The following is a 14300-nucleotide window of genomic DNA, read 5'->3' on the forward strand; positions in this document are numbered from 1 at the left end:
TCTCAGCTTCGCCTCAGGTCTTTGAGTGCCTGGTGCGCCGCATGCCAGCCGGCCATGCCATGCACCCCGCCTCCGGGCGGGGTGGAGGAAGAACACAGATACAGCCCTGGCACACCCAAGCGATAAGGCGATAGCGACGCGGTAGGACGCACGAACTGCTGCAGGCCGCTCAGCGATCCACCGCCGATATCCCCGCCCACCAGATTCGGGTTCCATGCTTCAAGCTGTGCCGGACTGGTTTCTGCCCGGCGCAGGATCCGGTCCTTGAATCTCGGTGCGAAGCGTTGAATCTGCGCGTCGATCAGTTCTCCCGCCTTGCCGGTATACCCTTGCGGCACGTGCGCGTAAGACCAGATCACCTGCTGCCCGGCGGGGGCTCGGGTTTCATCGGCAGAGGAGGGCTGAACCACCATCACGAAGGGGCGCTGCGGCATGCGTCCGGCCGCTACTTCGCGTTCAGCATCCGCTAGTTCGCCAGCTTCACCGACCACGTGAACCGTCCCCGCATTGGCCGTGCGCGGGTCATTCCACGGCACCGGGCCATCGAGCAGGTAGTCAACCTTGTACACCGCCGTGCCATAGCGCCAGCGTTCGAGCTGCTTGCGGTAGTGCGCAGGCAATCGGGATCCGGCAATATCCAGTAATTGGCGCGGGGTGACGTCCAAGAGAGTCAGCTCTGCCGGTGGCAGCTGGGCAATATCGGTGATGTGCGTGCCGGTACGGATGCGCACGTCCAGTGCCTGGAGGACCTTGAGCAGGGCTTCGATAATGCTGCCGGTCCCGCCGCGGGCCACCGGCCAGCCCCACGACTGGCCCAATGCGCCGAAAAGCGCTCCGAAGCCGGAGGTAAAGGGATGCTCGAGTGGCAGCATGGAGTGCGCACTGGAGCCGGCAAACAGCGCCTTGGCCTCGCGTGTACGAAATGCTGCGGCACCAAGCAGCCTGGCTGGTGGCAGCGAGCGCAATCCGAAGCGCGCCATGAGCACCGGGTGCGGTGGAATGCCCAGCAGCGGACTGGTCGCATTTTCAAGGGTGTCGTGCGGGCGGGCGATCAGCGGTGCATGAAGTGCCTGCCACGCGCGCGAGTCCTTTGGGAATTGCTTGACGGTCTCGGACAGGTCCTGATGCAGAAGCACCGAATCGGCGCCATCAAGCGGGTGGGCCAGCGGGTAGTCGTGGAATTTCCATTCCAGACCCTGCCCGGTCAGGTTGAAGTGCCTGAAGGCAGGGGATCCGAAGGCGAAAGGGTGGGCGGCGGCACCCAGATCCACCACGATGCAATCACCTAAGGTATTGCCTGAGGCGGCAGCACCGCCGGGTTTGGCGTTGCGCTCAAAGACTTGCACCTCAAAGCCTTGTTCGGCAAGCACCGCCGCGGCGATCAGTCCGTTGGGTCCCGCGCCGACGACATTAGCCCTGCGCGTCATTTGCCTCCTCCAGCGCTGCCCTCCGTGGGTTCGGGGGCGAAGCGGTCCTCCCAGGTTTCATCGCTGAGCAAAACCAATTGGCTGATCTGGGACACTGCACGTTGCTCCAAGTCTTCCAGCAGCGCCCGGTCCAGCCGGGGTTCTTCGCCAACCATCAATTGCAGCGTCTGCCACATGCGCAATTTGGCATTAAGCAGCCCGGTGAGCACGTCCAGCTGAACCTGCGCTGCCGAGATCTTGCGCTGCCTGAAGGGGTTGAACGGGTTGACCATTCCGGCAAGTTTCGCCACCGGAGCGGCGACTTGCGCCAGGGGTCCGCGGCTGAAACCTAAGCGGTCCATGAGCGATTCAAGATCCTGCTGGTCTTTTTCGACTTGCTTCCACAAGGAGTTGAAGCGCTCCTCATGCGCGGTTCCGGCCCAGGTATCTTTCGCGGCTTCAAAATGATTGAGCCCGGATTCGGAGCCCAGCAGATGCTGGCTTAGGTACCTGTGCAGTTTTTCCTGGTCGATTAGGTGGTGCGCCATCACGGTGTTCCTTCGCTCAGTGGGTTCAGCTTGCAGTTGGGTGACAGGTCGTACGCTTTGAGCCAGGTCCTGCCGGTGGCTAGGACCTGGGGAACGGCTGGGATTTGAGCAACGCGGCGAGGTGCGCACTATTGCGCGTTGAAATATCGGTGGCGTTGGCGGTGACCTCGGGAGTCTGCTCGAGATCCTGGAAATCGGTGGTGTGCATCGCCTCGCCAACCCAATAGGTGGAGCCCTGCGCAGCGATGCTGAAGCCGACGTCGCTTAGTCCTTGGGACAAGTCCGCAATCACGTGGTGAGCCCCATCCTCATTGCCCACCACCGCCACCATTGCGACCTTGTCGAACAGTATCGGGCGTCCCTGGCTGTCCGTTTCGGAGAGTTCTGCATCGAGGCGTTCCAGCACCTTTTGGGCGACACTCGAAGGGTGGCCAACCCAGATCGGGGTGGCCAGCACCAGAATGTCCGCCGCCAAGATCTTTTCCCGGATTCCGGGCCATTCATCTCCCTCGCCCATGTCTTTGAGTACGCCGGGCATGACGTTGTAGTCCACAACCCGCAGAATCTCGGGTTGGACGCCGTGTTCCGAGAGCTTCTGTCCTACCTGCTGTGCCAGCAGGTCGCTGCTGGATTTTTTAGGAGAAGGTGACAGGGTGCAGACGAGGATCAATGCGTTAAGGCTGTTCGAATTCATGAGAATCAATTCCTAAGGTCGGTGGATTCTTGAGTGAAGGTTAGCCGCTGCGTTCATCGGCCATCGGTCGGGGCAGCTCGATGATCGATTGCCGCGGTGATCCGGTCGATTTCTTCCCGGGCGTCAGTGAACTGCTCAACCTTTTGCCACAGTTGCGGATGCGCCCGGTGCACCTCGGCGAGGCTGGTGCCGTCGGTTGCCAGTTTGGACAGGTCGAAGCTGACGTTGGTGCGCGCGCCGGTGACTGCGGCGCGCAGAGCCCCCAGCCCCACGGCCACGTCGGCGATCAGTGATGGATTGCCGTGTTCGGCAAGCCATGCCAGATCCGCGATGGCCGTGATAGCCAATTCACCTAGCGCGGCCGAAGCCTCAGCGGCCTGAACCGAGGCGGCTTCAACGGCCTGCTGCCTGCTGGGACCGGGCTCCATGCCAAACGCTGCCCCGAATGTGTTGGTAGCTGCCGCATCCTGGTCACCGAGTTCCAAGGCCTTGCTTTTGAGCTGTTGCGCCCGGGAATCGATCGAAGACAGCGCGTCTTGCTGGTTCTGATCGTCCGCGGTGGTGTATCCGCACACCATGGAGGTCAGCGAGGCCGCGATGGCCAGCATGATTCCGGAGGCCGCCCCGCCACCCGGAGCCCCGTCGGATATCGCCAGCGCATTGATCCAGCTGGCAATGGTGGAGTTCGCTGTCGAGGCGGTTTCGGTATTATCCATGGCTCGGGATCACCGGCGGATTATTCGCCATGTCCTTGGTCCTGGCTCATCGAACCTTCACCGGGCGGAGTTTCTCCGGGCGGAACGCCTCCACCGGGTTCCAACCCGGTGATCTTCTGCTCCACCGGATCAGGGTTGGAGCTTGCCGCAGCGTCTTCGTCTTCGGTGTTGGATTCAGGATTCGGGGACTTGTGAAGGTCACGGGTGGTCATTGAATTCATCCTTGCAGCTAATGGATCTGGACATTGTGGCTGGTGCTTGGGACGCAGCAGCTCCTACGGGGTGGATTTGCCGCCGTTGACGTTCAGGGTTTCGCCGACCACGTAGCTCGATTCGGCCGAGGCCAGGAATACGTAGGCGGGAGCCAACTCGACCGGCTGTCCGGCACGTCCCAGAGGGACGTTGTGGCCGAACTTGGGCAGTTTGTCTTTCGGCTGGCCATCTGAAACCTGCAGGGGTGTCCAGATCGGTCCGGGTGCTACGCCATTGACCCGGATGCCGCGCGGAGCCAACTGGACTGCGAGTCCTTTGGTGAATGCGTTAATTGCAGCCTTGGTCGAGGCATAGTCCAGCAATGTCGGCGAAGGATCGTAGGCCTGCACGGAGGTCGTGTTGATGATGCTTGCGCCGTCGGGTAAATGCTTGAGCGCCGCGCGCGTGATGGTGTACATCGCCAGGATATTGATCTGGAACGTTTCCATAACCTGCTTATCGCTGAGATCTTCCAGCTTTTCAATCGCAATTTGCTTGCCTGCGTTGTTGACCAAAATATCCAGTCCACCAAGTTTTTCGGCAACCATATCGGCCAGTGAATTGCGGTAATCTTCATCGAGCAGATCGCCGGGCAATCCAATGCCCACACGTCCTTCGGCTTCGATCAAGGAAATGATCTTCGCGGCATCTTCCGCCTCGGCTGGAAGGTAGGCGATGGCAACGTCGGCTCCCTCACGGGCAAAGGCGATGGCCACTGCGGCGCCGATACCCGAATCACCACCGGTGATCAAAGCCTTGCGGCCCTTGAGCCGGCCGGTGCCGACGTAGGAGGTTTCACCATGGTCTGCGGTCGGTTCAAGTTTTGCGTCTAGCCCGGGTTCAGGCTGATCCTGCTTGGGCGGTGAAATCTTCGGGTGGCGGGTTACCGGGTTATCCAGCGAAAGCTGTGCCTCGTTACCTTGGGAAGCGGATTCGGGCGTAGTCATCAGAGATCCTCCTACTCGTGCGCGGAACTGCTCGAATCTCTCACGCTAGGACACATGAGAGCAGGTCTCAAGGCATTGGCAAGACTCACGGAGAACGTTCGGGAAACGGGTTTGATCCGTGTCCGCGGTACGGCGCACTTGCATGATTAAGAGGGCATAAACCCCAGGTTTTCAGGGGGATGGCTAACCTGGCGAATCCAAATGTTCTCGCACTACCTTTTTCAGCTGCTGATCGTTGAGCAAACGGAAGTGGCCCATGGTGGGCAGCCTGACATTGCTTACGCTCCAATGCCACCTCGTGCAGACCGCCATCTGCCATATCTTTCGAGACGTTATTGGACCGGGTGCTAGGTCGCCCCGGTTGTTGGGCAAGGCTGAGACCCGAAGCATCCGATGTCCTGACTGCTTCACCTAGCCTGCGATGAGAATCATGAACCACCAGCTTTCCCGGATGCCGTAACGCAGAACAACATGCCCGGCATGCGCATCGGTAGTCGCGCGCAATTGCTTAGCCAACTTCCACGGGAGCAGAGCGCGCAATTGCCTAGTATTGGCATAGTCGCAGTTCACCAGTCATACAAATGCTTGCTCTGCGCACATCAAGGCACATATCAACACGATCTGATTTTGGGTTGACTGGCGCTGCTTCTCATCTTACATTTTGTATCCGATCGGTGTCATAATGTTTATATGAAGATCATTGATTCAGCGCAAGCTCTTGGCCAGGCTATTCGCGGCGCGCGTATCGCGCTCGGACTAACTCAGCAAGCTCTGGCCGAATCTAACGGACTGTCGCGGAAGTTCATCGGAGAGCTCGAATCGGGTAAGGGTTCGATTGAGCTTGGTTCGGCGCTCAAGGTCGCGAAATCGTTGGGAATAATCTGGGGAGCTCCCGATCCAACCCCGCAGATGGTTTTAGACAAAGCTGCCCGCGACATTGCCGAGGAGCTGTCCGCCGGTGATCGAGAATTCGCCTTGAGACTGGCTATGGACGCACTCAAATACCTGAAAACGATGAAGCCAGAGCGTCTGAAGAAACCTCGGCCCACTGGCAGCGAGCAATTCGACGCTCTGCTCGCTGCAGGTGCACGGCTCGTGATAGAAGGAAGCTCACCACATATGCCGCGCTGGGGCAAAAAGCTATCCGCTGCCTGGTTCCCTGGCAGTGACACCCGGAACATGGGGGAGGCGTTCCGTCGCCTGACCATAAAACGTACGCCCAAGATGTTTGCTGATTTCAACATTTACATTAAAGACAATTCCTTGGAAATCACATGAGCCGGGAGCTGACATTAGACGAGATTAAAAGCCTCTTGAGGGAGCTCAGTTCCAGGCTCGAGAGCGCTGGACACAATGCAACCTTTCGACTTGTCGGGGGAGCCGCCATGGCTCTGTCTGGTAGGGATCGGCGCGTAACGCAGGATATCGATGCATCCTATTCATCGGCTGCTGATGTGGAACGGGTTGTCCACCAGATCGCTGGTGAGCGAGACTTGGACCGAGACTGGTTGAACTCTTCCGCCCAAGCATTCATCCCGCTCGGAGCCAGCTGGGTTAAGGTCAGCCTCGGTGAAGGACACAATGCATATATTGCCTCTCCGGAAACCCTGCTGGCGATGAAGCTCAATTCGGCGCGAGAGCGCGACATAGAGGACCTCAGCTTCTTAGTTGCCAAGATGGGCATTGAGGATCCTGTTGAGGCTGCAAAGATCGCCGATGATCTGTATGGTGACGACGATATTGCCTATTCACCGCTCAGCCGTGAAGACGCCCAGATCGTGGCTTCAGAAGCTATAGGGCGGGCGCGACAAAAACGACTCTAGACAGGATCTGTCAGGACGCAGCCTCCAAGAACCGGCCCCGTCCTTGTGCTTGGTATTTGACTTCACGAGGCCTTCCTTATATTCATTGGTGGTGAAGGGGCTATAGCAATAAGCCAGTTCTATTTGATCTAGGCCTGTGCGCTCAAGCCACGGGGAACTCTGCGAGAAACACTTCGGGATTCAGGAATTCCACGCCGTGGCGCGCTTCGCGATCTGCCAGCACCTACGCAACAGCAAGATCGTAGTCCACTGCGACATTCTTCTTCATTAGGAGTCAGCTATTCCCAAACAACCCGGAGCTGCGACATAAAAGATTGAGGTAGCTCTACGCGGGGCCCGTCGAACTGAGATGCTCGCACACTGCCTGCTTGAGCCGCTGATCATTGAGCAAACGGAAGTGGCCCATGGTTTCGAGTTTGATATTAGTGGCGCCTGCGAGCTCGCTACCGCCGGGAATATGCGGATCGAAGCGGCTGAAGATGGAAATGATCCGCGCATTCACGCTCAAGTTAGCCGCCAGTTTCAGTACCCCGGTGTCATTGGGGGATAGTGCCCGCAAGCTGCGAATCGGCGCGTACCGGGCATAACTTGATCCAGAAAATGGGGTGCTAATCGCGATCATCCGGTTGACCCGGTACCCCTGGGTGGAGGCCGCCATCAAGTGTTTGCCAATGAGACCGCCTTTGCTGTGCGCCACGAGCACCACCTCCTGCAGGTCCGCCTTCGCCAGATACTGAGCGACGACTTCGGACATCGCCGGTACCGTACCTCGGTTGTAGCCCAGGGCCGGAACCACATGCACTCGATGTCCTGCCTGATGCAAATCCCGGGCCAGCGGAAGCATGAACTGCCAGCTTTCCCAGATACCCGGAACAAGAACAATCTGCTCAACCTGCGCATCGCTACTCGTGGGCAACTGCTTTGCAAGCTTCGAAGGCAGCAGCGCACGCAACTGCCAAGCGCCGGCATATAAGTAGTCAAGCAGCCACGCGAAAGCCTGCTCGCAGCGCTGCAGCATGCTTTTCACCTTCTACTCCTACCGTGGTTGTCGGGGCGGAATCACTGTGAGCTGGCAACCGATGCCGATTGAGTCTCAGACCAAACAAGCCTTGCGAGCACATCTGGCAATTTTATTGTGGCACGCACAACGCCGGGGGCTGAGAGGCATGCCGGTATTCCCAGTTTGCTTTGGAAACGAGAACCAAAGCACAGTGATCTTCGAAGAAAATCCAGGTGTTGGTGTGGGAGCGGTTAGTCGCTGGCCCGATTGTTGATATTCTTATAAGTCGAGTCCTGTGCGGTTTTTTGATACGCACCATACGACCTATCGAAAGAAGTGCCCGGCACGTGTTTAATTCACTTTCCGATCGCCTGACAGCTACCTTCAAGAACCTGCGTGGCAAGGGTCGCCTCACCGAGGCAGACATTGACGGTACAGCCCGCGAAATTCGTCGCGCCCTGCTGGATGCCGACGTCGCAGTACCGGTGGTTCGCGCCTTCGTAGCCCAGGTGAAAGAACGCGCACTGGGCCTTGAAGTATCCGAGTCGCTGAACCCGGGCCAGCAGGTAGTCAAGATCGTCAACGAGGAACTCGTTGGCATCCTCGGTGGGGAAACCCGCCGACTAAACCTGGCAAAGAACCCTCCGACGGTAATCATGCTCGCCGGCCTGCAGGGTGCTGGTAAGACCACTCTTGCCGGTAAGCTCGCAAAGCACCTGAAGGCCGAGGGTCACACCCCTTTGCTGGTGGCCTGTGACCTGCAGCGCCCCAACGCGGTCAAGCAACTGCAGATCAACGGTGAGCGCGCTGGCGTTCCCGTCTACGCACCGCACCCGGGCGTCTCCTCGGAATTTGATACCGCTACCGGCGACCCGGTCTCCGTAGCCCGTGACGGCATTGCCGAAGCCAAGGCCAAGCTCCACGACATTGTCATCGTGGATACCGCCGGCCGACTCGGCGTGGACACCGAGATGATGAATCAGGCCGCGAACATCCGCGCCGCCATCAACCCGGATGAAGTCCTCTTTGTCATTGATGCAATGATCGGCCAGGATGCGGTTAATACCGCACTGGCCTTCCAAGAGGGCGTCAACTTCACCGGTGTCGTACTGTCCAAGCTCGATGGCGATGCCCGCGGCGGCGCCGCCCTGTCGGTAGCCTCGATAACCGGCAAGCCGGTCATGTTCGCCTCCACCGGTGAGAACCTGGACGACTTCGAGATCTTCCACCCGGACCGCATGGCTTCACGCATCCTGGACATGGGCGACGTGATGACGCTCATCGAACAGGCTGAGAAGAACTGGGACAAGGGCGAAGCCGAGCGGATGGCGAAGAAGTTCGCCGACCAGGAAGACTTCACCCTGGACGACTTCCTCGCCCAGATGGCCCAGATCAAGAAAATGGGCTCGATGAAGAAGCTGCTGGGCATGATGCCCGGCTCGCAGATCTCCCGTCAGCAGCTCGAACAGTTCGACGAGCGCCAGATTGACCGGGTTGAGGCCATCGTCCGCTCGATGACCCAGCATGAGCGTGTGGCTCCGAAGATCATCAACGGTTCGCGCCGTGCGCGTATCGCCAAGGGTTCCGGCGTTGCGGTCTCCGAGGTCAACCAGATGCTCGAACGCTTCACCGAAGCGCAGAAGATGATGAAGAAGATGGCCGCCGGCGGCGGCATGCCAGGTATGCCGGGCTCCGGCAAGGGTGCCGCGCGTAAGGCTAAAGCCAAGGGCAAGGGCAAAAAACCGCAGCAGAAGTTCGGCAACCCAGCCAAGGCCGCACAGGCCGAGCTTGAGGCGAAGAACAAGAAGGCTTCGGCACCTGCTGGAGCAGCTTTCGGCCAGGGCGCGCAGGAGGACTTTGATCCTTCGAGCTTGAACCTGCCAGCAGGTTTTGAGAAGTACCTGGGCAAGTAAAAGTTCTTCAAGTACTTCCAAGCTGCGCCTCGCGGACCTTTCCGGTTTGCGGGGCGCAGTTTTCGTTGCGCCACGCCATCTATTTGCGACCAGTGGTTCAGCCTCCGGTCTAAGCGCCGTAGGATGGGGCCAAGGGGTACTTTCCCCATATTTTGGAAGTGCACGGCATTTCCAGCTAGGCGGCACATCATGTCGGACAAGTCACCACGCAAGGGCGAAGCGAAGAAGCCCGCAAAATCCATCAAGGAAAAACGCGCCGAGAAGCGCCTGAAGAGCGCCGATACGATCAGCGATCCAGTGCGTAAAAGCGCCAAATAAGAATTAGTGCCCAATCATTGAGCAGCGAATTCGCAGCTTAACCAAAGCACCCAGCCCAGCCTCTGCCTGACGGTGTACACCGTCAGCCGGAGGCTTTGCTGTTCTCTGCGAAATCCACGCGAACTCACCGACGGCTCAGTACCCGGATCACCCGAACGCCATGCCCAAGACCGTTCGAATTTCGCGTAAGCGCCTGCCGAAACTGGTGGGAAATCGACTGATCAAAGCATAAAGCGGGCCCCAGATCGTGGGCGAAAATGTGGACAGCTTCATCAACCTTGAATTCAACTTCTCAGATGCGAAACCCGAAGCGGCCACAGAGGTCCACGCGCTCCTCGCCGAAAGGGCGACGGTCAATGATGCCCGGGAGCCGTTCCTGTTCTTGATGGACGCCGAGGAAGCACCGGTCCAGGGCGCGCGATTGACCTAGCTCGCGCACAACCTGCACCATTTGACGCGACGGTGAAGGAATTCGGAATCATGTTGGTTTCATTGGCCGAGCCCTTGTGCCGTAGCGGTCGTTATCCCGCGGGAATGATGAGGGTTTTCCCCATAATTTTCCCGGACACCTACAACATCCATTGCGCTGGCGGACGAAAGCTAGAGAAAAATCTCCGATTATCCTAGGCTAGGGCTAAGGGGTACCCTCCCCACTTTTTGGAAGTGCAATGCATTTCCGGCAAGGACGGCACATTATGTCGAACAAGTCACCACGCAAAAGCGACGCGAAGAAACCTGGCAAGTCCATCAAGGAAAAGCGTGCAGAGAAGAAGCTCAAGCATGCAGAGACCGTGACTGATCCGGTTCGTAAGTCAGCTAAGTAAAAACTAAATACATGAGTCAACACCGTTTCAGGTCGTTGACTTCGATCGAGCCCCTGTCCGCAGCGTTAGACGCCGGACGGGGGCTCGATCGCGTTTACGGGGCGAGCACTTAATGCTGCACCGCGCAGTTCAGGCTTATTGCGCAGGTATGGCTACTTAATCGAAGTGCTCTCCTCCTTTTGGTCTATAAAGCTCGGGTCATGACCGCCGGTTAGTCAGCACGGAGATCGATTCCCTACGCGCCTGAAAATCATAGGATGAAAGCAGCAGATCAATTCCCAGCGAAAGTGGATAATGAACACCGAATCGTTTGACCTCCTCTCCCTCGGATTTGAGTTCGAATCCCGCGACAATGACGCTGCACGAAAGGTCTTCGAAGCCCTAGATTCCCTTGGATTGATTGGTTATCTGGGGGCGCCGCAGCTAAGTGACCAACTGACCTATGTGCCGGTAGATTTAGCCACCGACAGCCAAGGTTCCTTGCTCGTGGCAACCGCGGCCGGCGGGTTAGCCAAGCATGGGCTGTCTATAGAGGACATAGCAGAAGAGTTGCTGGAAGCCGTGGGTGCTCAGGCACTGAGTCTTGACGGCACCGTAGTGGCCGGTACCGAGGTGGAAGTTACCGGTGACGATGATGCAGCAGAGGCAATCTCGGGGAATCAAGTTGTGGCCGGAACCCATCTGCTGGCCAGCGAGTTGGTGCTGTCTTCGCTGGGGCACCCAGGAGTATGGAAGATTCGCCAAGAGGCGGAAAAGATCCTGGCCGTCCGCGAAGGAGAGCCAGTTGAAATCAGACTGGGGCAGAAGCTCCTTCGTGCCATCGAACTGAAGAGCTCCGGAGGCTACATCCGGATCAGTGTCCATGCCAGCGCAAAAACTTTCCAATTCCAGGACAGCAATGTCGTTGAATATTGGATGCCTACCGAGGACCGTGCGGTACCCATGGCCGCCACAGGCAGCGAGGTTGCCCGGCTCCAAGGCAGACTCGGGGCTCAACTGTATGCCGCGGATTCCGAAGAGCTTTTGGAACTTGAAAGATTCTGGCCCGAAGCGGCCGCTGGTATCGTGCGATTAGCTAAGCTACGCAGTCTGGACGGATTAAGGCTATTCCTGAAGGGGCTGGGGTTGCCGGAAGAAATGGTTGACTACATGCGCGGCGAACCGCTGGCGGAAGGATTCACCGAATTGCCGCACAGTCTGCCAGCAGGCCTAGACCTCGCGTTCGAAGAAGAAATGGCCAAAGCCAAGGGAGTGATGAAGCTGGTGTACCGCACCGGCTGGAGTCCTGCAGCGCTAATTTCTTCATCACTAGTGGCCATCGGGGCGGGAGCCCTATTAAATCGCTGGATGAAAAACTCGGGTACACCGGGTACCGGATGGCGCCGGACCATCATGTACTTCTGGTATTCAGATGCAGGCTTTTATCTGGCGCGCGGGGTGCGTCAGGCACTTGATGCGAAGCTGAATAAACGTTGAGCTGGTCAAGAAAAATGGTTCCACCGGTGCAGTGCAAAGGCGGGGCTCTGGTGGAACCATTTCTTACTGCGCGAGGTGGTGTTATCCCTTTTTCGCACGTAATGAGGGAAAGTCCGTGTCCCTGAACTCGGTACCCGAAACTTGGCCTGAACTATGAAGCTCTTCCTCTGCCTTGCGTAGTTCTACACGGCGGATCTTTCCGGAGATCGTCTTAGGAAGGTCTGCGAATTCGATTCTGCGTATGCGTTTATACGCTGCCAGATGCTCTCGGCAATAATTCAAGATGCTTTCGGCTAGCTCGGCGGATGGCTCGTAACCGTTAGCCGGGACTATGTAAGCCTTGGGAACGCTGAGGCGTAACTCATCCGGAGCTGGAACTACCGCGGCTTCACCGACCCCTGGATGCTCAATGAGCACGGATTCTAGCTCGAAGGGGCTGAGCTTGTAGTCGCTGGACTTGAATACATCATCGGCGCGGCCCACATAGGTCAGGACACCATGCTCATCACGTTCGGCGATATCGCCGGTGTGGTAAACATTGTCACGGAAAACCTCCGCGGTCTTTTCTTCGTTTTCAAAATAGCCCTTCATCAAACCCAGCGGACGCGGGGTGGTCACCAGACAGATTTCGCCAAGCTCACCTTCCTGACCGGTGGCTGGGTCTCGCAGAATGATGTCGTAACCGGGCATGGGGCGTCCCATGGCGCCAATGGTGATGCGTTCACCCGGAGGAGTGGCAATCTGCACCGTAGTCTCGGTCTGGCCAAAACCATCTCGAATGACTTGACCCCACGCGCGCTGTACTTGGTCAATGACTTCGGCATTCAGCGGTTCTCCAGCTGACACAAGCTTGGCTGGGGGAGTCTCCAGCAGGGCGAGATCTGCCTGAATGAGCAACCGCCAGACGGTCGGCGGTGCACAGAAGCTGGTCACGTGCTCTTTGGCCATCTGGCCCATCAGAGCAGCGGCATCAAATCGTTCATAGTTGTAAATGAACACCGTGGCTTCGGCGATCCACGGGGTGAAGATGTTGGACCATGCGTGCTTGGCCCAGCCAGGAGAGGCAACGTTGAGGTGAACATCGCCTGGTTCTAATCCAATCCAGAACATGGTGCTCAGGTGGCCTACCGGGTAGGAAGTGTGCGTATGTTCTACGAGCTTCGCCTTGGAAGTGGTCCCCGAAGTAAAGTAACGCAGAAGGGTTTCATCAGCACGAGTAGGATCGCTGAGTGTGAAATCACTGGGTGCGGTGAAGGAATCGGCATAGTTCAAATTCTCGCCGCTAGCAGTTCCGCCAATTTGTATGAGCTTATAGTGCCCTGGGACCGTCTCAAACTTCGGAATCTCAGCTTCGTTGGTAATCATCCACGAAACATGGCCGCGGTCAATTCGGTCTTCCAGATCAGTTGAGGTTAGCTGCGTGGTGCAGGGTACGAGAATAGCTCCGAGCTTGATGCCGGCGAGCATGGTTTCCCATAGCTCCACCTGGTTGCCGAGCATCACCGCGATGGAATCGGAGCGTTTGACACCTTGGTCACTGAGCCAGCGCGCCAGTTGCGTTGAGCGCTGCGAAAGTTCTTGCCATGTCCGCCGGGTGGAGGTGCCATCAAGTTCGGTAATGATCAGTGCAGCCGTGTCCGCGCGCTGAGGGTCACTGGCTACCTGATCAAACCAGTCGTACCCGAAGTTGAAATGCGTGAACTGCGGCCACGAGAACTCTTCGCGGGCCTTCGAATAGTCTTGGCGCAATTCCAATAGCTGATCACGGACGGAGCGAAATTCTTCGGTGACGTTCATCTAAAACCTTTCAGTACCGATGACTCTAAAGTGGCCTGCATCACTGGCAAATATACTTTGATGTCCTACCTTTTGGAAGGAAGCAGGGGTGTGGCGGAGATTTATCATCATGCGGACCTTGTGGCGCGTCCGGAGTGGTTCCTGTTTCTGCCGACTATCTGTCAAGCCATCTCCGTTATTTGTGAGCGCGAAGTGTTTGGTGAATAGTTAATTTTTTTTGCAAAACAACAGATATAGCTATCGCGATAAATAATCACCGGATGGTGAATTGCGCGGCAGTTATGCCGTCCGCGGTGCCGGCAAGCTCCTGAGGTTTGAGTGAAACGTATTTTGTACTAGTCAGAAGCTGTATATGCATAATTTAGAAAATCCAAGATTATTCTGAGATTGAAATTCAATATGTAATTGGTTGAATTATGCAATCAAATTCCACGAGTCAAGATTTTCCTTTACAGTCCCGCGTTGTGCGGTCATAATTACGTCATAGGTGGAAATTGAGGTCCGAATTTATCTTGGGGATATGGGCGGACACTTAGACGGCTACTAGGGGAGTGAGTAATGCTTGCCGCTTGGGGGAAAACCGGTG

General features: G+C 57.4%; 16 protein-coding genes. 7 read left to right on the forward strand and 9 right to left on the reverse strand.

All coding sequences use genetic code 11. From position 1 onward, the window contains the following. Positions 1-2 precede the first annotated feature (2 nt). The 7 genes from ACX5K5_RS07380 to ACX5K5_RS07410 form a co-directional block, all read right to left on the reverse strand. Entirely contained in the window at positions 3-1427 is a 1425-nt protein-coding gene (locus tag ACX5K5_RS07380; RefSeq protein ID WP_459175348.1) for a phytoene desaturase family protein, read from the reverse strand. Further along, positions 1424-1954: a hypothetical protein gene (locus tag ACX5K5_RS07385; RefSeq protein WP_096254992.1), complete on the reverse strand. Its 531-nt coding sequence runs from the start codon at positions 1952-1954 to the stop codon at positions 1424-1426. Before ACX5K5_RS07385 ends, ACX5K5_RS07380 begins: the two co-directional genes overlap by 4 nt. A 79-nt stretch (positions 1955-2033) precedes the next feature. Then, a complete protein-coding gene (locus ACX5K5_RS07390; protein WP_459175349.1) occupies positions 2034-2648 on the reverse strand; it encodes a flavodoxin family protein in 615 nt (204 codons plus the stop codon). Between the two features lie 53 nt (positions 2649-2701). Continuing rightward, a complete protein-coding gene (locus ACX5K5_RS07395) occupies positions 2702-3364 on the reverse strand; it encodes a cyclodeaminase/cyclohydrolase family protein (RefSeq protein WP_188685513.1) in 663 nt (220 codons plus the stop codon). A gap of 20 nt (positions 3365-3384) precedes the next feature. Continuing rightward, on the reverse strand, positions 3385-3576 hold the full coding sequence (locus tag ACX5K5_RS07400) for a DUF6480 family protein (RefSeq protein WP_459175350.1): 192 nt from the start codon (positions 3574-3576) through the stop codon (positions 3385-3387). Between the two features lie 63 nt (positions 3577-3639). Further along, a complete protein-coding gene (locus ACX5K5_RS07405; protein ID WP_096254996.1) occupies positions 3640-4563 on the reverse strand; it encodes an SDR family oxidoreductase in 924 nt (307 codons plus the stop codon). 411 nt (positions 4564-4974) lie between these two features. Beyond that, the gene (locus ACX5K5_RS07410; RefSeq protein WP_459175351.1) at positions 4975-5103 is read right to left on the reverse strand and encodes a hypothetical protein; all 129 of its coding nucleotides are present in this window, start codon (positions 5101-5103) and stop codon (positions 4975-4977) included. 150 nt (positions 5104-5253) lie between these two features. On the opposite strand from ACX5K5_RS07410, the gene ACX5K5_RS07415 reads away from it, so the two are divergent. After that, positions 5254-5841: a helix-turn-helix domain-containing protein gene (locus tag ACX5K5_RS07415; protein WP_188685515.1), complete on the forward strand. Its 588-nt coding sequence runs from the start codon at positions 5254-5256 to the stop codon at positions 5839-5841. Further along, positions 5838-6386 carry a DUF6036 family nucleotidyltransferase gene (locus ACX5K5_RS07420; protein ID WP_459175352.1) on the forward strand — a complete coding sequence of 183 codons (549 nt, stop codon included), beginning with the start codon at positions 5838-5840 and terminating at the stop codon, positions 6384-6386. Before ACX5K5_RS07415 ends, ACX5K5_RS07420 begins: the two co-directional genes overlap by 4 nt. A 325-nt stretch (positions 6387-6711) precedes the next feature. Here the strand turns inward: ACX5K5_RS07420 and ACX5K5_RS07425 are convergent, their stop codons facing one another. Then, positions 6712-7404 carry an esterase/lipase family protein gene (locus ACX5K5_RS07425; protein WP_459175432.1) on the reverse strand — a complete coding sequence of 231 codons (693 nt, stop codon included), beginning with the start codon at positions 7402-7404 and terminating at the stop codon, positions 6712-6714. Between the two features lie 329 nt (positions 7405-7733). Between ACX5K5_RS07425 and ffh the strand changes: the two genes are divergently transcribed. From ffh to ACX5K5_RS07450, 5 genes are all read left to right on the forward strand, one after another. Beyond that, positions 7734-9299, forward strand: a complete 1566-nt coding sequence (gene ffh / locus ACX5K5_RS07430) for a signal recognition particle protein (protein WP_459175353.1) — start codon at positions 7734-7736, stop codon at positions 9297-9299. 189 nt (positions 9300-9488) lie between these two features. Further along, positions 9489-9617 (forward strand): hypothetical protein, encoded by a 129-nt coding sequence (locus ACX5K5_RS07435; protein ID WP_346059138.1) that lies wholly within the window; start codon positions 9489-9491, stop codon positions 9615-9617. 247 nt (positions 9618-9864) lie between these two features. Continuing rightward, positions 9865-10047 (forward strand): hypothetical protein, encoded by a 183-nt coding sequence (locus ACX5K5_RS07440; RefSeq protein ID WP_459175354.1) that lies wholly within the window; start codon positions 9865-9867, stop codon positions 10045-10047. Positions 10048-10312: 265 nt separating this feature from the next. After that, on the forward strand, positions 10313-10441 hold the full coding sequence (locus tag ACX5K5_RS07445; RefSeq protein WP_256382679.1) for a hypothetical protein: 129 nt from the start codon (positions 10313-10315) through the stop codon (positions 10439-10441). 294 nt (positions 10442-10735) lie between these two features. Beyond that, on the forward strand, positions 10736-11917 hold the full coding sequence (locus ACX5K5_RS07450; RefSeq protein WP_459175355.1) for a hypothetical protein: 1182 nt from the start codon (positions 10736-10738) through the stop codon (positions 11915-11917). 81 nt (positions 11918-11998) lie between these two features. Here ACX5K5_RS07450 and ACX5K5_RS07455 read toward each other — a convergent pair whose 3' ends face one another. Next, positions 11999-13714: an AMP-binding protein gene (locus ACX5K5_RS07455; protein WP_459175356.1), complete on the reverse strand. Its 1716-nt coding sequence runs from the start codon at positions 13712-13714 to the stop codon at positions 11999-12001. Positions 13715-14300 lie beyond the last annotated feature (586 nt).

The sequence above is a fragment of the Glutamicibacter bergerei genome (assembly GCF_054495185.1).